This is a genomic window from Sporosarcina sp. Y838 (assembly GCF_056786515.1).
Genome location: NZ_JBXCJD010000014.1, coordinates 20451 through 42239, shown reverse-complemented (window position 1 = coordinate 42239; position 21789 = coordinate 20451). Strand labels below are relative to the sequence as shown.

17 protein-coding genes and 1 pseudogene are annotated in these 21789 nt (G+C 37.1%); 16 read left to right on the top strand and 2 right to left on the bottom strand.

Annotated elements, in window-relative coordinates:
• The first annotated feature begins 71 nt into the window (after nucleotides 1-71).
• The 9 genes and pseudogenes from AC1TO4_RS14930 to AC1TO4_RS14890 all read left to right on the top strand — a co-directional run bounded on the left by AC1TO4_RS14930 (nucleotide 72) and on the right by AC1TO4_RS14890 (nucleotide 11869).
• The gene (locus tag AC1TO4_RS14930; RefSeq protein ID WP_482106019.1) at nucleotides 72-1247 is read left to right on the top strand and encodes an AI-2E family transporter; all 1176 of its coding nucleotides are present in this window, start codon (nucleotides 72-74) and stop codon (nucleotides 1245-1247) included.
• Nucleotides 1248-1250: 3 nt separating this feature from the next.
• Nucleotides 1251-1628: a sporulation protein gene (locus tag AC1TO4_RS14925; RefSeq protein WP_482105990.1), complete on the top strand. Its 378-nt coding sequence runs from the start codon at nucleotides 1251-1253 to the stop codon at nucleotides 1626-1628.
• 105 nt (nucleotides 1629-1733) lie between these two features.
• Entirely contained in the window at nucleotides 1734-2144 is a 411-nt protein-coding gene (locus tag AC1TO4_RS14920) for a MarR family winged helix-turn-helix transcriptional regulator (protein WP_482105989.1), read from the top strand.
• Nucleotides 2145-2312: 168 nt separating this feature from the next.
• Complete coding sequence (locus tag AC1TO4_RS14915) at nucleotides 2313-5483, top strand: ATP-binding cassette domain-containing protein (protein ID WP_482105988.1); 3171 nt, start codon at nucleotides 2313-2315, stop codon at nucleotides 5481-5483.
• A 550-nt stretch (nucleotides 5484-6033) separates the two neighbouring features.
• Nucleotides 6034-6303: pseudogene (locus AC1TO4_RS14910) on the top strand (radical SAM/CxCxxxxC motif protein YfkAB); the annotation flags it as partial.
• Nucleotides 6304-6794: 491 nt separating this feature from the next.
• A complete protein-coding gene (gene yfkAB / locus AC1TO4_RS14905; RefSeq protein WP_482106018.1) occupies nucleotides 6795-7976 on the top strand; it encodes a radical SAM/CxCxxxxC motif protein YfkAB in 1182 nt (393 codons plus the stop codon).
• A 309-nt stretch (nucleotides 7977-8285) separates the two neighbouring features.
• Complete coding sequence (locus AC1TO4_RS14900) at nucleotides 8286-10097, top strand: choline/carnitine O-acyltransferase (RefSeq protein ID WP_482105987.1); 1812 nt, start codon at nucleotides 8286-8288, stop codon at nucleotides 10095-10097.
• A gap of 239 nt (nucleotides 10098-10336) precedes the next feature.
• Nucleotides 10337-11041, top strand: a complete 705-nt coding sequence (locus tag AC1TO4_RS14895) for an EcsC family protein (RefSeq protein ID WP_482105986.1) — start codon at nucleotides 10337-10339, stop codon at nucleotides 11039-11041.
• Nucleotides 11042-11068: 27 nt separating this feature from the next.
• Entirely contained in the window at nucleotides 11069-11869 is an 801-nt protein-coding gene (locus AC1TO4_RS14890) for a DUF4097 family beta strand repeat-containing protein (protein ID WP_482105985.1), read from the top strand.
• Nucleotides 11870-11904: 35 nt separating this feature from the next.
• Here AC1TO4_RS14890 and AC1TO4_RS14885 read toward each other — a convergent pair whose 3' ends face one another.
• On the bottom strand, nucleotides 11905-12498 hold the full coding sequence (locus tag AC1TO4_RS14885) for a nucleotidyltransferase family protein (protein ID WP_482105984.1): 594 nt from the start codon (nucleotides 12496-12498) through the stop codon (nucleotides 11905-11907).
• 456 nt (nucleotides 12499-12954) lie between these two features.
• Nucleotides 12955-14226 (bottom strand): glycoside hydrolase family 18 protein, encoded by a 1272-nt coding sequence (locus tag AC1TO4_RS14880; RefSeq protein WP_482105983.1) that lies wholly within the window; start codon nucleotides 14224-14226, stop codon nucleotides 12955-12957.
• Nucleotides 14227-14470: 244 nt separating this feature from the next.
• Here AC1TO4_RS14880 and AC1TO4_RS14875 point away from each other — a divergent pair, with 244 nt between their 5' ends.
• From AC1TO4_RS14875 to AC1TO4_RS14845, 7 genes are all read left to right on the top strand, one after another.
• Nucleotides 14471-15772 (top strand): CitMHS family transporter, encoded by a 1302-nt coding sequence (locus AC1TO4_RS14875; RefSeq protein WP_482105982.1) that lies wholly within the window; start codon nucleotides 14471-14473, stop codon nucleotides 15770-15772.
• 168 nt (nucleotides 15773-15940) lie between these two features.
• Nucleotides 15941-16609, top strand: coding sequence for an HAD family hydrolase (locus tag AC1TO4_RS14870; RefSeq protein WP_482106017.1), 669 nt, complete (start codon nucleotides 15941-15943; stop codon nucleotides 16607-16609).
• Nucleotides 16610-16760: 151 nt separating this feature from the next.
• Nucleotides 16761-16919 (top strand): hypothetical protein, encoded by a 159-nt coding sequence (locus AC1TO4_RS14865; protein WP_482102571.1) that lies wholly within the window; start codon nucleotides 16761-16763, stop codon nucleotides 16917-16919.
• Between the two features lie 165 nt (nucleotides 16920-17084).
• On the top strand, nucleotides 17085-17519 hold the full coding sequence (locus tag AC1TO4_RS14860; RefSeq protein ID WP_482105981.1) for a GNAT family N-acetyltransferase: 435 nt from the start codon (nucleotides 17085-17087) through the stop codon (nucleotides 17517-17519).
• 562 nt (nucleotides 17520-18081) lie between these two features.
• Nucleotides 18082-19116 carry a type 2 isopentenyl-diphosphate Delta-isomerase gene (gene fni, locus AC1TO4_RS14855; protein ID WP_482105980.1) on the top strand — a complete coding sequence of 345 codons (1035 nt, stop codon included), beginning with the start codon at nucleotides 18082-18084 and terminating at the stop codon, nucleotides 19114-19116.
• 500 nt (nucleotides 19117-19616) lie between these two features.
• Nucleotides 19617-20348, top strand: a complete 732-nt coding sequence (locus AC1TO4_RS14850) for a hypothetical protein (RefSeq protein ID WP_482102568.1) — start codon at nucleotides 19617-19619, stop codon at nucleotides 20346-20348.
• 1152 nt (nucleotides 20349-21500) lie between these two features.
• The gene (locus AC1TO4_RS14845) at nucleotides 21501-21623 is read left to right on the top strand and encodes a hypothetical protein (RefSeq protein ID WP_482102567.1); all 123 of its coding nucleotides are present in this window, start codon (nucleotides 21501-21503) and stop codon (nucleotides 21621-21623) included.
• The last annotated feature ends 166 nt before the right edge of the window (nucleotides 21624-21789 follow it).

Below are 21789 nucleotides of genomic sequence, written 5' to 3'. Positions count from 1 at the left end.
AGGGGATGTTTATGGAGTTGAATGAAGAGAAGTTGTCGACTACAGCCCTAGAAACGAAAAAAAACGATGGAATGACTTCAAAAGTAATTCGGTTTTTCGGAGGACGAAGTACATTATTCGTCCTCGTTTCAATTTTGTTAATTGGTTTAATCATTTTTATCTTCAATCGAATATCGTTCATCTTTTATCCGATAACGGTTTTCTTCTCCACTGTTGTGTTGCCTGTCATTCTTGCTGCAATTGCTTACTATTTATTGAGACCGATTCTGCGTCTGTTAGAAAAAGTGAAAATACCCCGAATTTGGGGAATACTAATTATTTTCATTGGAGTGATTGGTCTTATAACGTTGCTGGTCTTTCTAGTTTTGCCTTTTCTGAAAATACAGTTTCATAATCTTATTGAAGAATTCCCTACATATTTCGGTCAATTATTAGTCAATACGGATGCTTTTTTACGTTCTTCTATCTTTGCTTCTTATTATGAAGGTTTGGATATTAACGTTAATACACTCTTGGATTCCGTACAAGGTAATATAGGCAAGTTCTTCACCGATACAGTTGGCGGAATTGCAAGTGGTGTAACTTCATTCATCTCTGCGCTTACGGGTTTCATCCTTGCGATTGTAACGGTTCCTTTCATCCTATTTTATTTGTTGAAAGATGGAGAAAAGTTACCACAGCTCATCATTAAGATGTTGCCGCCTCGTTTGCGCAAAGATGCTAAAGTCATTTTTCATGATGCAGATCACCAAATCAGTTCCTATATTCAAGGACAAATTTTGGTTGCGATTTGTATTGGGGTTATGGTTTCTATAGGCTTTTTAATAATTGGAATGGAGTATGCATTATTGCTAGGGGTTCTGGCGATGTTTACGAGTGTAGTTCCATATCTCGGACCTCTTATCGCGATTATACCTGCCGCCATTATTGCGATTGTCACATCACCATTAATGCTTTTCAAATTAGCTGCTGTATGGACAATTGTTCAACTGATTGACGGGAAGTTTATATCACCTCAAATTATGGGTAAATCATTACGTATCCACCCCATAACGATTATTTTCGTGCTATTGACGGCAGGCTCATTGTTTGGGGTTGCGGGTGTCGTCCTAGGAATTCCGGGTTATGCATTATTAAAAGTCCTTGTAAATCATTTATTTAAATTGTTGAAATTACGGTATAATAAGTATGAAGATAATGAGAATCTGCATTATAATGATATTGCTAATCAAGAATCGGGGGAATAGACTATGGTGAGGCAATTTACGTCAACAATCGAATACGGCGAAATGACTGTTAATACAAATGTTGATGGACCAAATATTGCTTTTGGAGAAACACTATCAGGAACTGTTTATATTGAAGGTGACAACAGTGATGAACTTGTCGATTTTATCGTTATTGAATTGTTAAAGAAAACGGAAACTGAGGAAGTTATCATTGCAAAACAATCGATAGAAATGATGAGTGATATCAAATCAAAAGAAACATGGATGATTTCTTTTGAGATGGTACCTGATGAGCGTTGGGAGACAGAAGCTGAAGCCCAGCCGCTCATATTAAAAACAATCGTACATCTTAAAAATGGGATTGATATTCAAGACGAAGACGAAATTATCTATGCATGACGGTGAACGCACCCTATTAAACTGGGGTGCGTTTTCTTTTTCATTTGGGCAGGTAACTTTTCTTCCTGTATAATTGCGAAAAGGGTTCATAGGGGGAGATTCATAATGGATAAGATCATTCCTGTTTTCCACTCACTATCAAAAAGCATGCGTAACATTCATAAAACGAGTTGCTCTGCGATTTCTGTTGTTCAAAGTTCAATCCTATATGAGATATCAATACTGAAAAAACCATCCATGCAGACAGTTGCTGATGCTGTAAGTATGGATATCACAACATTCTCCAGACAAATTGGTACGCTTGAAAAGAAAGAGATGCTCGTTAGAACACCATATACAGGGGACAGAAGAATATATCTACTTTCTTTAACAAGTAAAGGGTGGGGGATCGTTGAAACTATCAATGGTGAAATTTTAAATAAAATGGAAAAAGTTCTTTCCTCTATGAACGACTTTGAGCGCGAGACAGTACTTCGTTCTATGCATGTATTGGAAGTTAAACTGCGGGAGTCCTAAACCATTTCACTAATAGAGGCTCCGTTGGCTAAAAGGGGATTTCCAACGCTAAGCCTACTATTGCATGAATTTGGAATGGTTTTGTCGATTCGAAAAAAATACAAAAAAATCATTTGAAGTTTTACTAACATGGCAATACTAATTTTACAGAACGGAGAGGATATCACTGTGAAGATCAATCAATTAATTGCGAATAATATTAACAAATTAGATGCAGCACTACCAGTAGATAAATCGATAGGAATTGCTGGTTTATCAGGTTCTGGTAAAACAACTTTTTGCCAAACAATCGGTGAGGAATCTAAGAAGCGTCTCGTTTCCTTATTGCCAAAGGCTGAATATCAGTATTTATTCCCCGATATTATGCAAACAAATTTCAGTGCCATCAAGATGGGAGAAATGCCTCTAGTCCTTTTTCTAGGAAAATCGTCCATATCGTCCAATCCACGTTCAACAATTGGCACACATACTGGCGTGTTTAAAGAGATTCGTGATACGCTTGCTGAAAATTTTAATCTTTCTCCAGAAGTTTTTTCCTTTAATAATGAGCTAGGCTGGTGTCCAGGTTGTAAAGGACGCGGTACTACCAAGAATGTAGAATGTAAAAAGTGTGAGGGTAAACGCTATAATCCAGACGTTTTACAGAAAAGAATAGAATTATTGGGTCAACCACATAGTGTTTCTGACATCAATAATTTAAGCATTGAATCGATTCTTTCCCTTGGAGAGGAATTACATATTGGTGAAGCAAAACAGCATATTCTAAGAAATATTATCAATATGAATATAGGTTACTTAACATTAAACCGCATTATGGGGACATTGTCAGGCGGAGAATTAACACGGCTTTACTTGGCTGAATTCATGGCAACAAGTGAAAACACCATTATTATTATTGATGAAATCTCCGTGGGTCTTGATCACCAAACCCTATTAAAAATTTTAGAACAGATTAAACAATTAGGGGATAAGAATCAAATATGGCTCATTGATCATTCTGATACGGTACTGGACACAACGGATGAACAATTATATTTTGGACCTGGTAGTGGTAAATACGGAGGGAAAATTGTTGAAGAATCTCCGCGTCCCAAACCAATCTCTTCGGAACGAAATCAGGAAACGCCAACAGAATACTATCAGTTTCAGGATTTATACTGTCGTAATATTCAAATGGCTGAAATTCAAATTCCGAGAAATAGACTTGTAACCTTTACGGGTGAGTCGGGATGTGGTAAATCTACTCTTGTCAATGAATGTATGGCCAAAGACTTTCTGAAGCGATATTCAAAAGATAAGCTGGTAATGGTAGGGCAAAATCGAAACCAATCGATTACTAGTCGGTCAACAGTTGCAACTTTTCTTGATATTAAAAGAAAACTCGCAAAGTATAGTGAAGATATTGATGATATTTTTCAGCGCTCGATTGAAGATATTATTGACGAATTGCCATATGAAGATATCGCTCATAAACGCTTAAGTTTATTGGTGAAACTGGGACTCGGTTATTTGACGTTAGAAAGAAAAACACAGTCATTATCGAATGGTGAATTTCAATGTGTCCATTTAGTTTCTGAGCTATTTGCTAACTCAAGGAACCCACATACATTATTTATTTTTGACGAACCTTCAAAAGGGTTATCGCAAAATATATTAAATCAATTCATTGATAGTGTCAGGCTGATTTTGCAGGATGAATCCGTCTCGATAATCATGATTGAACATAATGCTTATATGATGGAAAACTCTGATTTCATCGTTGATTTTGGTGAAAGACAGCTTGCGCCTGTAGAGCACCTTGACGTTGTCAATCATGATGAATATTATCGTCAACCAAACAGCGCGAATAGAGTTGCACCGGTGCAAATTTCTTCAACCATCAATCAGCAACATGGAATTAACCGCTTGAATGAAAATCAAATTGCCTATTTTAAAAATGCAGAAAACGTCTATAAGGGCGGAATCTTAAAAAGTTTATCCTCAATGGCTCGTTTGATATACGGGGAGTACGAATCTGAAACAATTGCACCTGTCATTGCCATTGATCTGGAGCGTCACTTGTATAGTCAATATAGTTTTCTCTATGAAATTGGCGGCTTGATTAACCATATTGTGGCGTCGCATTCTACCAATAAAGATACGCGAAGCTTCGATTTCTATTATCAAGACAATCATTGTCCAAGCTGTTCGGGCCGTGGGGTGATAGAAGAATTTGATATAGATGTTGTTATTCAGGACAAAACCGTGCCATTCTGGGAGGGGCAATTGCACCCAGACGTGATGGAGGTATTAAAATATTATCAATATCCAAGACTTGAATTCATTTTTAATGAAATTAAGAATGAGCTTGGTCACGATATGAGTAAAAGCTATAATGAAATGACAGCAGAAGAAAAGCATACTTTTTTATATGGGTATTGGGAAAAGTCATTTTATGATAAAGCAGCTAAGGCACGGAGAACATGGCTAGGATTTAATAATGTAATTGGGATGTATATGTTCATTTCGAAATCCATTATTAAAGAGCATATGAAAGCATCTAAAGAGATGATTTCATGTCCGATTTGCAAAGGTTCCGTGTTAAATCATCACAAACAGCTCAAATTTGGCGACACGGATATTCGTGAAATAATAAAGCAGCCACTTGATCAAGTTTTGAAAACAGTAGGGGAGTTACCGGAACTGGTAAAATTGAAAGCTATTGTAGGCGGCGATATGACTTTGACAGAAGATGTTTCACTGTTAAGTAGGGAAACGCAAGTCGCTTTGAAAATGCTTGAATTAGAACTAGCAAGTTTTGCTGGGTATGAAATGGTACTGCAAAATGTATTGCCATTCTGGGACAGTATTAAAGGAAATATCGAATCCATCAGCAACAATAATCAAGTAACTATCTGTGATTTTGACAATATCAATGAGACGAGAGAAAACATCATTGATAAGTATTTCACTAATGGAAAATACAAAAAACTAACATATGTTTATGAAGCGTTTGGTTACAAAAAACTTATTACCCAAATTAATAAGATAAAGAAAAGTCAGCCTTGCCCTTTCTGCAAAGGGAAGAAAGTCATTACTGAAGATAATCTACATGAGGGTGTAAATAAATTAACGATACCTTGTGTGAGCTGTAATGCAAGTGGTATTAATGATGAGGGACTTCAGGAAGTTGTCGAAGGCATAACAGTAGAAACATGGCTAACTGGAAATGTAAATCATATAGTTGATGAAAGCTTATATATTGAGACTGTTGCCGATATTCCAATCTTCAATCGTATTCGTGAGTTAAATAAACAAGATTTGATGGCGGTTTATCAATGCCTTGACCACAATAATTAAAGTAAAATTATTGTGGCCGAATTTTATTGCAGGTCCAGATTCGAATTAATAGAAGAAAATCCGAAATATATAAGTATTATTCAACAATCGTTTGCTTTAATAAAGTAACGGAAAAGCCCATTTTCTCTGTTTTCATTTGCAGAGAAGTTGGGCTTTTTAATTTGGAATTTACTGACGGTACCCTAAATGAAGCTTTATTTGTTAATTAATTGCACTTTACAAGTTATTGTAAGGAGTTATAATTGTAGAATACAAGTGTTATTTTTAGAATATTTGCATTATGCAAGTAATTGATGATTTTAGCCTTCTGATTAAGGGTGGAACGTTCAATACTTGCATTGTGCAAATAATTATTCGTAGAAAAAGCAATTATAAATTTCCCGAACTTCAAAATGATGTTTCAAGTCGAGAATCTAAATGCCATTGCGAAAGTTATATTGAAAGTGCATACTATTTGAGTAGCTAATTTCATTCGTATAGGGGTTAATAAACAAAAGATAAATGATTTAGCATTTCAAAAGAAGATGTCACCTGCATATGATCCATGGGAAGCTTATGCAATACGCGTTGTGAACATTATGCGGTAGGTTATGTGTGGAGGTGTAAAGACCTAGAAGGGTTTAAGGTATAATTACTTATGTCCAGGCTAGAGGAAATCCCTCATTTGCGGTCCATAAGTATCACAGGTGGCGATCCGATGTTCTCTAGAAAATCGGTAGATCGTTACGTTTTACCATTATTGACGTACACGCATGAACGTGGAGTGCGTACACAGATGAATTCGAACTTAACAATGCCGTTGGACCACTATATGGCGATTGAGTAGGTGCTGAGGCATCTGCTATTTTTTATTGTGTATCTCTATCTCTAAGAAAGAACCTGACTGCCTGAATTGTGTAATCCACCTATCAAGTGCAGATGCGGCTAATTCATATTCTTTGACAATATCTTGTCGGCTTTTTCCATTTCCATATAGGGCTACCACCTGTTTTTGAAATCAGTAGATAACGTTCTACTTTTTACGGACATAGTAGATCTCATCACTTCTTGTGTATTATTCTATTTTCCCTTAATTTAATTGTCCAACTATGTGTAACCTATCCAAAGGTTGAGGAGATTACTGTATATGGTGGAGATAGGTACTCTTAATGTAGATAAGCTAATAAGGAAAGCATTGAGCCTCTAGGGTTTGGTGTTTTTTTGTTTGCTGTAAAGTGACAGATGATGCATAATGGCATCTCACATTGACATAAATTATACCCCCACTCATAATAAAGAGGTATTAATTAGATAGGAGTAGTTTATATGAATATTCAAGTTATCTCTAAATCCAAAATGTCTCCAAAAAATGATCCATGGGAGGCTTATAAAGATATAGAGCAGTATGGTAGATTAACTCTTTCTAGTATAGAATTTACTACCACTTATCTCTGTAATATGAGGTGTAGACATTGTGCAGTAGGACATACTCTAAGCCATAAAGACCCTAAAGCTCTATCTATAGAGTTATTACTGCAAAGATTAGATGAGATTCCTACACTTAGAACACTGAGCCTTACAGGTGGAGAGCCTATGATGTCCTTAAAGTCAGTAGAAAATTATGTACTGCCTCTATTGAAATATGCTCACGAGAGAGGGATATACACTCAAATAAACTCTAATCTGACATTAGAATTAGACAGATATAAGCTCATAGCACCTTACTTAGATGTATTACATATCTCTCATAACTGGACTACAGAGGATGAGTTTATAGATACTGGTTTTGCTATGATGGAAAGAAAGCCTACTAGAGAACAGAGAAAGACATTACTTGACAGGATGATTACTAACTCTAAGGCTTTATCTGAAATGGGAGTATTTGTATCTGCTGAGACAATGCTCAATGGTAGGACAGTACCTCATTTAGAAAAGATACATAAGCAAGTCATAGAAGAAATGGGATGTAAAAGGCATGAGATACATCCTATGTATGAGCCAGGATATGATAGAGGGACTGCCACTAATGAGAGGCAAGATTCTCTACAAGGGATGAACCCAAGTGATTTTGCTTCACAATTAGAAGTGCTCTCGTTGGAGGAAACTAGAAATGCAATTCATGACCTCTTGGATCACCGTAATGAAGACGTTTGGATGTTGTTTGGCACACTACCCTTTTATCCATGTAGTAACAACAAAGAAGATTTGACGCTGTTAAACAGGATTTACAACAGTAAGAATGTGTCCGTTCGTAATGACCCGGATGGCAGATCCCGCTTGAACGTAAATATCTTCACTGGCGAAGTGATTGTAACTGACTTCGGAGACACTCCACCAATGGGCAATATTCAAACCGAAGCACTTCCAATAATGTTAGACCGTTGGCTTGATCGGCCACTTGCAAAGACAATCAGTTGTCATTGTCCTGCTGTGAAATGCTTAGGACCAAATCTTCTGGTAAAAGACGCCTATTACCCTGAGATGGATTTCACGAGAACGGAATCCAATATCTAACTAAGAATACAAATTGTTAGCCTCCTACCTATAATTCCTTGGGTAGGAGGCTTTCTTAAGGTGTCGGAATTACTTCAATGGAATGGTCATATGTTATACTTAATGCCAATGCCGTGCTATTACTCCGAAAAACCTACAATTTAAAAAGGCAATTTCATTTATCTATGAGAGAAAGGATTAACAATGCTCAAACTTCCCTCTATTGGAGATTGAACGACAAAATAATACCCTAAGATGTATTAGAAAAGAACGGGGACGCTACTCACAATCTATCGCAAGTAAGACAGCCCACAGACATTAAGTTAATGGGTGAAGAAGGGACTAATTATTATAAATAATACATATGATATCCAAAATAAATTACCATCCTTACCCATTCCGCAATTGAATGACACGAAAGATAAGCTTCTCGAATGGATTGAGCCCCTAGTAAGCGAAGAGCAATTTCATGAAACGACGAAAGTAATCACTCGATTTTTTGAAGGTAATGGAGAAGCTGAAAAACTGCAAGGAAAGTTATATGAATGGAATAAAAGCATAGAAGGAAGTTGGCTTAAACCATTTTGGAATGCATCCTATTTAAAATATAGAGGTTCTTTGTCAACTGGTATGAACTTTAATGTTTTATTGGATAATAAAAAGTATAGAGAAGACTACACAACGGCGGATTTGATTGGGAAAATTGGTTATTTGATTACTGAGCTCTACCATAGAATTATTGATGGAGAAGTAGGGCCAGTATCAATTAATGAAATCCCCCTAGATATGAGTCAATATAAGAAGTTCTTTCGATCTGTCCGTATTCCTAGATTAAAAATAGACGAATACAAAGTTGCTGATTTTGATAAAAAAAATAATCATGTCGTTATTTTATACAAGAAAAATTTTTATAAAGTAAATGTATCGAATAACGAAGGGGTTATTTATCAAAGTAATGAAATCACAAAGGCAATCGAAAGGGCATTTTCGAATGAGAACGGTGATGGTGAAAATATTGGTATATTTACGACTGCTGAGAGGGACCAGGCTGCAAAGGCATACGAACAACTCATTGTGTCAAATGTAAATGCTGAGAACCTTCGGACCATTGCAGATTCGCTAATAGTCATCTCAGTTGATGAAGAAAGTGATGATTCCAAAGAAGCAATCGAAAATATGATGTTAGATGGTACTAACAAATATTTTGATAAGACAATTCAAATTGTCATTACTAAAAATGGAGAGTTAGGATACAGTATTGAACATTCTGCTGTAGACGGGACTACGATATTTGCGGTTATTAGCCATGTAAATGCCGGGCTTTGCAAAGAGGACACCGAAGTTATTTACACCAAAGAGAAGACCGAAGTAGAAAAAATGGAGTGGGAAATTTCAGAGGAACTTCAAGGAACCTTAACGAAGTTTCAAAATGATAACATTCGAACCAAGAAAGAGTTTCATGTAAATTCGGAAACCTTTGAAAAATTTGGTTCAGATGAAATAAAGAAATTGAATATAAGTCCGGATGCCTTTTTCCATATGGCGTTGCAAATTGCGCAGTATAGAACCTTCGGTATACTGAGGAGCGTTTATGAACCAGTTGCAGTACGTGTCTTTCATGAGGGAAGGACAGAATGCGCAAGAGCTACAAGTATGGAAAAACTGAAATTGGTGACTGCGCTTGAAGCGGGTGAAAAAAGTAATAAAATCCTATATTCTTTAATGAAAAAAGCGGGTGCAGCCCATTCAAACCGAATCATAGAATGTCGAAAAGGATTAGGTGTTGAAAGACATATGTTTGGCCTTGAACAAATGTATTATTTAAATGGAGCAAACCTAGGATTAACAGAACTACCGGAAGTTTTTAACGACATAGGTTATTTGACGATGAGGCATGATTTCATTTCAACAAGTGGCATGGCATACGATAATGTTAAATATCGGATTTTTGGACCAGTCGTTGAGGGAGGATATGGATTAGCCTATATTTTATTAGCCAAAACGATTTCCATCAACATCTCATGTAATTCTTCAGAAAAAGAGAGTGCAAAGATGCTAACCGATAATTTAGTAGTAGCATTAAATGAATTAAGACATATTGCGCAAAATGGTGTGGATCATGAAGAAACAAATGCAGATTAATTAACCTTTCAAACCAGAATAACGCCAATCCATATGTCCGGATTGGCGTTATTTTTATACCGTTAATCTTCCCACTTAAAGGGTTTACATTTATCATTTTGTGGCTGTTGATTAGGAAAGCTCAGCTACTTCCGAAGACTTAGACAGGTTTACGTCAAAAGTCTATTCAATAAACTGTTCATTCGACTATACTTGATAACATGAGTTGAATAATTGAAAAATACAGAAGGAGGGGAAAAATGGTTGATTATGCGATGGAGGTTCAAGAGGAAATTGGTTTTTGGAAGCAAAAAATGACTCGAAGGTCAGGTTTTATTAGTCGTACATCCAAGACCGCACAGAACAAGATAAATGGTTTGATTCCGGAGAAGTTTCATACAGTAATGACAGAAAGTATTAAAAACATGGTAAAAGCAACGCTCTTCGGTTCAAATATGACGACGAAAAAACCACAAACAACCGTATTAAGTTTATTTGAACGCGATAAGTTATTTAAGGAAAAACTCTCGATTTTTAGAAAAACGGCTGTTATTGAAGGAGCTGGAACAGGGGCGGGCGGTATTATGCTAGGACTTGTTGACTTTCCACTTCTATTATCGATTAAAATGAAGTTTTTGTTTGAAGCTGCTAGCGTTTACGGTTTTGACACGGATAATTACGAAGAGCGTTTGTTTCTCTTGCATGTCTTCCAACTCGCTTTTTCAAGTGAAGAAAAACGGAGAGAAACCTTGATTATCATTGAAAATTGGGAGGTTGAGAAACACCTAATTGCGGACATGGACTGGAAGGACTTTCAACAAGAGTATCGGGATCACATCGATTTAGTGAAGATGTTTCAATTAATCCCTGGCTTCGGGGCAATCGTCGGTGCGTTCGCTAACTATAATCTACTTGACCAACTTGGGGAAACGGCAATGAATTCATATCGGATACGCTTATTATAATCCTTTTGAAAGGTGGGGTATTAGTAGATGTTTTTCAAAAATAAATTGTTCATCGTTTTAGTGCTCGTGTTACTTATTATTGGTGGGATATCGTTGGTGATTACATTAGGAGATTCAACAGGAAATAATGCCCGAAAAATAGTAGTGGATGATTCCTCGTTCACGAAAATTGAAATTACGGCCGGCAACGCAGCGGTGGAAATCGTACCGACCAATGATTCGGCAACAACAGTAGAATATATAGGGGAAACAAAGAAAAAATCGAAATATGTATTCAAGGCGGATATAAACGGAGACACACTGTCTATTCAATTTAAAGAAAAGCGACGAAGTTTCTTTAGCTTCGGATTTTTTAACAACGACTTAAAGTTGTTAGTAGAAGTACCGCAAAAACAATATAACAAAATCCAAGCGGAAAGCGATAACGGACGGATCAATGTGGAAAATATCCAAGCGGAAGAAATAGTGTTGGAAACAGATAACGGCACGATAGAACTAATAAACGTAGAGACTTCTACAACCGATGTTGAAACGGATAACGGTAAAATTCTCCTTGAATCGGTCGAGGGCAAGATTCAAGGGCAAACAGACAACGGAAGAATTATACTTGTCACTGACGATTTGGATCGTTCGATTGAGTTGACGACAGATAACGGCAGAATCGAAATTCAATCCGAGAAAGAACCGACGAATGCTACGATTGATGTGAAAACGGATAACGGAAGAATCGATGTTTTTGGATATGATAACAAACATACTAAGTTTGGTAAGGGTGAAAATTTGATTATATTAAGAACGGATAATGGGGGAGTAACTGTTACGAAATGATAGGAGACATTCTATCATTTCGTTTTTTCTATTATTTAGTGTTTTTGATAATCATCTTTTGTATCAACATCGAATACAAGCCTCTTATCAATGCAAGGCAATAGTTTTCCTTTTCGAAGAAAATCCCCATGTAATATCGCTTTCGCTCCTTTGTCCCCACGTTGTGTTAAAAGGTCATTGTAAATAACTGACGAGAAAAGAACAGGCGGCGTTATTGATTGTTCAAATGCGGTGGCGACGAACCTGCATGTCGGGTTGTTCTTCATACACGTAATCATTTCTTTAATCATTTGGACGGTAATGAAGGGTTGGTCCGCCAGCATGATGAGGGCGGCATCCGCGTGATTAGTTTGTGCCAGTTGAATCCCACATCTCAATGATTCAGATTGGCCTTCATGAGCCGTGGAACATTGTATAATTGTACATCTTGGATCCGACTTCATTTCTGCGGGCAACCAATTTGCATCATCCGTGTCTTTTGTAATGACATAGATTTCATCGAGCGGCGACTTCAAAGCTGATTCAAGCCCCAAGCTACCTACTGTCATTGTCCCGACAGGCAGAGCCAATTTATCGCTTCCCATACGGCTGCTGCTTCCAGCTGCAAGGTAAATGCCTACAATCTTCATACCTTATCCCTCCATCTCACTGCGATCATTTCCACTACCAAGTAAGTGTAAATCCAGTTTCAATCAATTGTTTGATTAGCCACTTACTCTCACTTAATTTCCTTTTATCAACTATCGCCATCCAGGCAACCTTCTATTCGTTAGTGACATTCCCGCTAAAGCAGTTGTTCAACGAATGAATGAGATGAAGAGGTTGCGTCAACACAGCTCCTTACACCTGATTCGACATCTGTGACGCTGATGCTGCCTTAGTGGAAGGTTTGCTTGCGCCAACTAGAAGTGTCTTGCCAAATCGTTTGTATGACCTGTTGCATCGTTTAAAGCGGTACTGAATGCTGTAAATTGTTCAGTCAGTGTAATAGCGGCATTTAAGCATAAAAAATAACCCATCCATGAGTTATCGGCTCAGATGGGTCATCCCGTCATTGTTCTGACAATTACTTTAGCTATTCAGCACTAGCTTCTTTTCCTAATTGTAAAGTTGTCCTCCAGTAGTAACCAGTTTTGCGGAAATGGATAACCAAGAACCCAGTAACTAATCCCGCGTAAATTATAGTCTTTAACCATATCAAACTTAGCTTGTGCACTGCGGGCATCTTCGAACCAGACTTCGTGAATACGCCCCTCTGCATCAGTGTATCGGTAAAAAGGGGACTGAGCTGTCAAGTCATATTGAATTGACGCTCCATACTGTAGTGCTCGGCGAATGGCTTCCTGTTGACTGAAGGTTTCTGCTTCTTGTCCTTCCTCGTATGGAAGCAGCCAGTCTCGTGCGTAGATTTGAAAACCAAATAAAATTTTATTTCTTGATATCACGGTAACGGCGTAATCTAGCACTTTTTTTATTTCGTTCAAGGGTGAAATAGCTTGAGGCGGACCTAATCGATAACCCCATTCATAGGTCATCAACACAGTGAAATCAACAATTCTTCCATGTGCTTCGTAATCATGTGCTTCATACAATAACCCTTTTTGTTCACCACTAATTTTCGGGGCAAGGGCCGTTGAGACGGAATAGCCTTCGGGATGCAAACGATCAACCGCACGCTGTAAAAACTGGTTATATAACTCACGGTCCGCCGGAAACACATTTTCAAAATCAATGTTTAAACCTTGATACCCTTTTTCTTTCATGACGTTTAAAATATTGGTTAATAAAACATCTTGGATATCCGTACTTGCTAGGACTGTCTGCGCAAGTGCAGATCCGGCAGCCGTGGCACTGAAATTCGTGATTACTATCACAGGAACGACTTTCTCGGCAGAGGCGGATCGAAGCATTTCAGTATCGTCAATTGAATTTAGTCCGCCATCTTCACGTATCGTGTAGACAAAAGGCATCCAGTACGTTAAATACCGACCAACTTCTTGAATTTCCCTCGCTCCGGTTTCTCCAGTATTGATGGTATAAGCATTTACGTCTATAACTGGTTTATGGACGGGAATGGTTATACGTGTACCCGATAAAATCATATTCGGGTTTTGGATTTGATTCGCTTGTACGATATCTTCTACAGTTGTACCGTAGCGATGTGCAATTTCGGATAAGTTCTGACCAGGCTCAACTGTATGTGTACGTGATGCTGTGGGAATGACAAGGGCTAGACCGCTTACTAATTTACTTGGATTCTCCAATTGGTTAGCCGTTACAATTTGGCTTACTGTGACGCCGTACCGCTGGGCGATTAACCATAACGTTTCCCCTGGGCGTACCACATGGATTTGCATATAGCTCACTCCTTAGCATTCATATCTTACATGTTATTCAAAATGACAAGGAGATATAATCATATAAATGATTAACATCTATACATTTCTAGTAGTAAATTAATTAGCATAATTGGAAATTCGAGAGTTTTCTGCAAAGTTCGACTTGACTAAACATATTATATTAATTAAAGTAATGTAATAATTGTGATATTTTATTATAATGTGTGTTTTTTAGTTAGCACAGAAAAAGGAGATTTTTGAGATGTTGTCGTTTTTGGGATTTTGTATGATTGCTACCTTTCTTATCTTAGTTATTACTAAGCGTCTGTCAGTAGTTGTAGCTTTCATTTTTGTAGCTGTAGCTTTTGCCTTAATCGGTGGATTTTACGCTGACATGGGTGAAATGATGATGGCGGGTATTATTAAAGTTACACCTACCGCGGTCATGATTGTTTTTGCTATTCTATATTTTGGTTTGATGATCGATGTTGGTTTGTTTGACCCTATGATTAATCGGATTCTACGTTTAGTAAAAGGTGACCCATTAAAAGTCGTTCTAGCCACTGCTATTATTACAATAGTAGTCGGTTTGGATGGAGATGGTTCTTCAACATTTATGGTTACTGTTTCGGCAATGTTACCGCTATACAAGAGGTTAGGCATGAATCGTCTAATATTAGCATGTGTGGTCGGTTTAGGAGCAGGTGTAATGAACATCATTCCATGGGGAGGTCCTTTAGTTAGAGCTGCGGCTAGTCTTCAAGTGGAGGTTTCTGATTTGTTTATACCACTGATTCCCGTTATGATTTCAGGGATTTTGTGGACACTGTTTTCTGCCTATTTACTTGGCAGAAAAGAGAGGGAGAGATTAGGAGTTATTAAATTAGATGATTCTTTTAACGCTATTCCAGAGCTAGCGGCTACATCTATAGTAAATAAAGGAGTCACTAAAATATATTGGTTTAACTTACTTTTGACGATTGTTCTTATGGTTCTACTCGTAATGGATGTATTGCCAATCGCAATTTTATTCGCTGTGGCATTTGCAATCGCATTATTTGTTAACTTCCCTAGTGCCCAAAAGCAACAAGAACAGATTTTAAGCCATGCAAATAACTTTGTCATGATTAGCACGATGGTTTTTGCAGCTGGTATTTTTACAGGTGTATTTACAGGAACACAAATGATGGATGCGATGGCGGCGACATTGGTTTCCGTTATTCCTGACTGGCTCGGATCACATATGCCTATTTTAGTTGCACTTACCAGTATTCCTATGGGGTTTGTCTTCTCACCTGACGCCTATTACTTTGGAATTCTTCCCATCCTTAGTGAAACCGCGGCTGGATTTGGCATAGATCCTGTTGAAATCGGACGAGCTGCCTTATTAGGCCATTCAACAGCAGGCTTCCCATTATCTCCTTTAGTTCCTGCTACGTTCATTCTTATTGGTTTGGTAGGGGTCGGATTTGGAGAACATCAAAAGTTCCTGTTTAAATGGGCTTTTGGGACAACCATAATTATGACCATTACGGCGGTTTTAACAGGAGCCATCTCATTATAAATTGTGGATATGGATTGAGGTAGTTAATTAAAACAAATGGTACATCACTTCTTACAGGTGGTGTACTATTTTTGTAGGCAGACTTGAAAACTTTCAAGTCTAGTATTATTAAAATGATAAATATAATCCGTATTCATATTGAACAGTAGAAGGGAATTGAAAGTTAAAATGATAAAAGCGGTACTCTTTGACTTGGATGGTACTTTATTAAATCGTGATGCATCTGTAGAAAAATTCATAAATGCACAATACGAACGTTTATATGAGTGGGTCGGACATATTCAAAAAGAGAAGTATGTTTTAAGGTTTATTGAGTTAGATCGCAGGGGATACGTTTGGAAAGATCAAGTTTATCAACAAATGGTTGCGGAGTTTAATATAACGGGGCTGACCTGGGAACAACTCCTACAAGATTATGTGAATCATTTTAAAGAGTATTGCGTACCATTTCCAAACCTTCATGAAATGTTAACCTCACTTACAAGTCAATCGATTGTCTTAGGGATTATTAGTAATGGAAAAGAGCAATTTCAAATGGATAATATAATGGCCCTGGGTATTGAAAAGTATTTTAAAACAATTTTAATATCCGAAAAAGAAGGCATAAAAAAACCAGATCTTCGAATATTTAAGAAAGCGGTAGAGCAACTTTCTGTTTCTCCAAACGAATGTATTTTTGTCGGGGATCATCCGGAAAATGATGTGAAAGCATCAAAAGATTTAGGAATGCTAGGGGTTTGGAAGAAGGATTCAGAGTGGGAAGATGTAGATGCAGACTTCATCGTCAATGATTTAATGGAAATAAATCTGCTAGTAGAAAATAATGCCCATCAATGATGGACTAAGGCAATTAACGGACTTCCTCGTTGTGAAAGCGAATTGCTAAGAATAGATTTTGATAAAGAATTTAGTGAAATACCCATGCCATTTTCCGAGACCAACATTAGATAAAGAGAAAGAAGATTTTTCACTCTGGGGGTGGATGGTCATGGCGAAAAGAAACCGAGGAAAAGCATTAAAAAAGCTCCCTTCAAAAGGAAGAGGAGACTGTCCGTTGTGTGACCGAAATCGCATTAAGTTATTGTACAATCATAAAACAGAAGCAAAAGAACTCATTAAGGTTTGTAAAAACTGCAGAGATAGATAATTCAATAAATTGTTCAGCGATTTTTCAATACAATGTGAGACTTCCTTTACAATAAGGGAAGTCTTTTTTAATGAAATCAAGTATTTAATCTGAATAAGCATTGCATACAATTTTATCATGCCTTTTTGAAACGTATGGTATATTTATGAAAAAGGAGTTGCGGTGATGAATGATTTAACGATTAAGAAACTTCAATTACGTGATGAAATTTTGGAAGCATATCCGATTATGAAACAATTACGAACACATTTGGATGAAGTTACCTACTTGGAATTGGTTCTTGAAGCACAAGAAAAAGACCACTACCAACTGGTTGCATTACATATTGAAGGAGAAATCGTAGCAGTAATTGGTTTCAAACCAATGATTACACTCTATTATGGCAGATTTGTATGGGTTTGTGACTTGGTAACGGACACAACTAAGCGTTCAAGCGGCCACGGAGAAAAACTGCTTACCTATGTCCATGAATGGGCAAAGGGAAATGGCTATGAAAGTGTCGCGTTATCATCAGGCTTGCAGCGTATGGATGCACATCGTTTTTATGAAGAGAAGATGGATTATGACAAGGTGAGTTATGTATTTAAAAAGTCGCTCTGATAAATATGAATAATTGAAAACAAATCAACTTACTCTGATAAATGTGGATGAGTTATTTCATTATGAAATACGCGTTATTCCAAGAACGCATGTATGGTATAATACAAGAGTAATAGTATAGGTGACTCAAGGGTGGTCGGCTCACTCCCGCACGAAAGGGGGTGGTGCCAATGTCAGTATTCGAATCGTTAATGTTTGCAATTACTTTTGCAACATTGGTCGTAATGATACTTGCATTTAACCATAAAAAATAACCCATCCTTGAGTTAGAGGCTCGTAGGGATGGGTTAATTCCACTCTGTAGGTGCTGATCCCCTTGGTGGGAACCTTCTATTGCATTGATTGATCGATGCGACAACATCGATCAATCTTTTTTATTGTAATCAATCTATATCCTCATTATACGTTTGAACTTCAACCCTGACAACTAATTTGTTGTTTATTGGTGTATGTGCATGGCTTAAAGTGAGTAAGGGAGCTACACCACGGCAGGACGGTGACATCTATTAAAAGGACTAATGCGTTATCATTAATACCAACATGAGAGGCGTGTGTTTCCAAATTGACTGAACCAATCAACCAAAGAAAATCAGAGCATATTCAAATCACTTTGAATGAGAATGTAACGGGTGACACTGTCACAACCGGCTTCGAAAAGGTGAAATTCATACATAATGCATTACCCGAAATCAATTTCAGTGAAATATCCATTGGTACGAAATTTTTAGGACATGACTGCAAAACACCATTCTTAATCAGTTCAATGACTGGCGGGGCCGCATTTGCCGAAACAATCAATCAAAACCTCGCGGAAGCAGCGGAAGAAAGAGGTTGGGGATTGGCTTTAGGTTCGACACGCGCACTGATTGAAAGTGCGGAACATCGAGCTTCTTTTGAGGTACGTAAATTTGCTCCCAGCATTCCGATAATTGCTAATTTAGGAGCTGTTCAATTGAACTACGGTTTTGGCGTAGATGAATGTCTCCGTATCATTGATATAACAGGGGCAAATGCACTTGTCCTTCATTTAAATAGTATTCAGGAAGTGATTCAACCAGAAGGGAATACGAATTTCAAACATCTATTAGAGAAAATAGAAAGATTATGCGGTGAGTTGGATGTTCCGATCGGCGTGAAGGAAGTCGGGTGGGGCATCGATCAGGCCACAGCTAAAAAATTATGTGATGTAGGTGTTTCCTTTATAGATGTGGCAGGAGCTGGAGGTACGTCATGGAGTCAAGTTGAAAAGTTCCGTTCAACATCTCCTGTGAAAAAATTAGCCGCTGAGGCGTTCAGTGACTGGGGAATCCCGACAGTTGAATGTATCACTTCAGTAAGGGGCATTATTGGAAAGCAACCGATAATCGCTAGTGGCGGAATACACACTGGTGTGGAAGGGGCAAAAGCCATTGCGATTGGAGCGGATATCGTTGGTTTTGGCAGATCAATTCTAAAAGAGGCAACTTCGTCTGCAGAGGAAGTACTGGTCGCGATGGAAACAAGAGAATTGGAACTTCGAATGGCGATGTTCGGCATAGGAGTGGCTTCACTCAGCGAGTTAAAAAAGACAAATCGGGTCAATTATCAAGTATTTTAACGTTCATATATTTAAATAAAACCCACACCCAGCTTAAATAAAGCAGGGTGTGGGTTTTGATTTATCAAGTTTTTTAGTAAGTCGGCTATTAATTTAATTTATCAGACAGAATCCCGAACGTGTCCCATTTTTATTTACCATAACCAAAGTCTATAACTGTAAAACAGCACTTTTCCTATAACTTTTAATTGCAAATACCCAATTAGTTTTAAAGTCTATTATTTTGATTAGCGGAATTTCCGTGAGTTTTAGTAAAATTGCTAACCATGTATATATTCCGTTTACAATGAACCTCGCTAGTGCATATATAAACATATAGCTCGCAACTAGTTTACTCTAATATTATTATGTATTCCCGAACAAGTATTCAAGTGAGTGTCAAGACACAGTTTACATAATGGAAGGAATAGGGGGAAGGTGGTACATATTGCAACGCATATATACCTTGATATATGAACTAGCGAGGTGTATGATTATTAAAAATATTAGGAGTGTTCAGTATGAAGATACCTTCGTTTCAACAAGCAGTCGGTTTTAGCGTTGGAGATACTCTATCTATGTTTTTATTAAGGAGTCTCTTTAATCGGAAAAATTATTCAAGAGCTCTCTATGAACAATTTAACTTGGATTTCCCAGGACGTTCAGTTTCATATGAGTACGTTGCACGTACTGCTAACACGTTAGAGAGAAACGGCTTTCTTCGATCTCAAACAGAAGGTCGTAAAAAGTTCTTTCAAATTACTGACAAAGGAAAAGAGCGTCTTCAAGAATACAAAACAATTTATGCGCATAGGTTTAGGGAAGTATCTATTGTTATAGATCGATTCTATTATTTTCTAACCAAAAATGGCCAGCCCCCGCAAATAGAAGTTGAGCCATTACACGAAGACTTTAGACCTTTTATATCAAAGCTGTTATCCGTCAAAGATGTTGTTCGATTTATGACATTACGATTTAGCTTAGATCGAAATTTTTTTTATATGGCTGAGGTTCAGGAGCAATTGAATAGTTTGTTTGGCTGGTCTCCATCTAATGGCTATTTATACGATATTGCACGCGAAATGGAAGAAACAAATTTGTTGGTTGGATTTTGGCCCGATGAAAGAAGAACTGTTCGCAAATTATATAAAACGGAGGAGAGTGAGCAATTCCTCATGATTGTAGCGGCTTCATTGACTGAACGAATCACTCAAGTTCGTAAATATCTACACTATATTATTAAAATGGTTTGAATTTCGCATTCATTTACGTGCAGCGTCTTTGTCATTAAAACATTAAAAATCCATGCTTGAGCTATTAAATCAAGCATGGATTTTATTTATCCCGGTGCCGATCCCTTGTAGGGGACTAGCTATAATATTACCTACTCAAATCATGTGTTTGAACACTAATTATAATATTGCTTGCATTGATGAATATCAGTATTCACTAGGTTAGGAGCAAATGGATTGGCAAACGTATTTCAATTATTATTGTAGGCACTATATAAGTGTGCTACACAAATAGGTTCACCAGTTCCTTTCACAAATACTTCAAACGAACCTCTCACTGTATCAATGATTTTTTAAATCCACATATAACTTTTCCTCCTAATTTCCAATTGATGATGTATAATTGAATAAACAGATTATAATAAAGGCACTGAAGCTATTATAAGTTAACAAAATCTTTGATATACAACACTGTAGTTTGATAGCAGAAAAAATAACGATTGGAAATAAACACTAGGGACATATTGGAATAACTTGAGATGCATAAAAGGAGTTCTATTTCACAATATATGTAATATTGTTAGGTATTATTGTTTTTCAATAGATAATTTTATTGCAGTGAAAAAACAATAATTTGAGTAGTGAGCTTCTTGATTGACATTTCACCTTTACGATCATTTAATTTCAGATTACGCTGTATCTTCGGAAAACATAGTGTTATACTCTTAATTACAGTTATGGATAAGTGTAACAATTGTTAACTGAAAGGGGGTGATTAAATAAGTTCTATAACGACGTCAGAGGTTTACACAGCATGAATGAAACCTAAAATCCTCTCCCGATTATAAGGCATTTATGGACATATCGGGATGAACATGCATCGTTGAAATTTGCGAATTGCGAATGAGGTACAAAAAAAAGATTGTTTTCAATTGCTTACTTTGTAGTGAGAAGAAAAAAGTTATCCATTTTCAAGCTGGATAACCAATCTATCTGATTAAAACAAAAGATTTATCAATTCCAATCTAAGCCTTTTATGTTGCAAATCCTCTCTAGTGTAAGAGTTGGGTGTGTCTGTGAGATAGAATCATCACCTTTTGTTAATGCAAATTATTAAAAGAAAAATATTGAGCTTGCTTATGGTCTTGCTTAAATAATTGGGAGGCAGTATATATGTGGATTATTACCCTATACGCAGAAGTTAGAATTAAAATGTTTGAATTCGACACGGAAAAAGAAGCAAAAGAAGTTTATAAGAATATGAAAGGTAACAAATATCTTTCGTATTATGTTTGAGAACTTTCTTTGTTTACCGTAGATGGATAAGAGCTTGAGCTTTTTATTTATAGTCGAATTTCATTTTGCTCGAAATAATTTGAATTAGTTTCTTCTTAACGCTTTTGCGTAGATTTATTATGTAGGGTAAACACCCAAAGAGTGGACTATCCACTGTGAAGGTAAA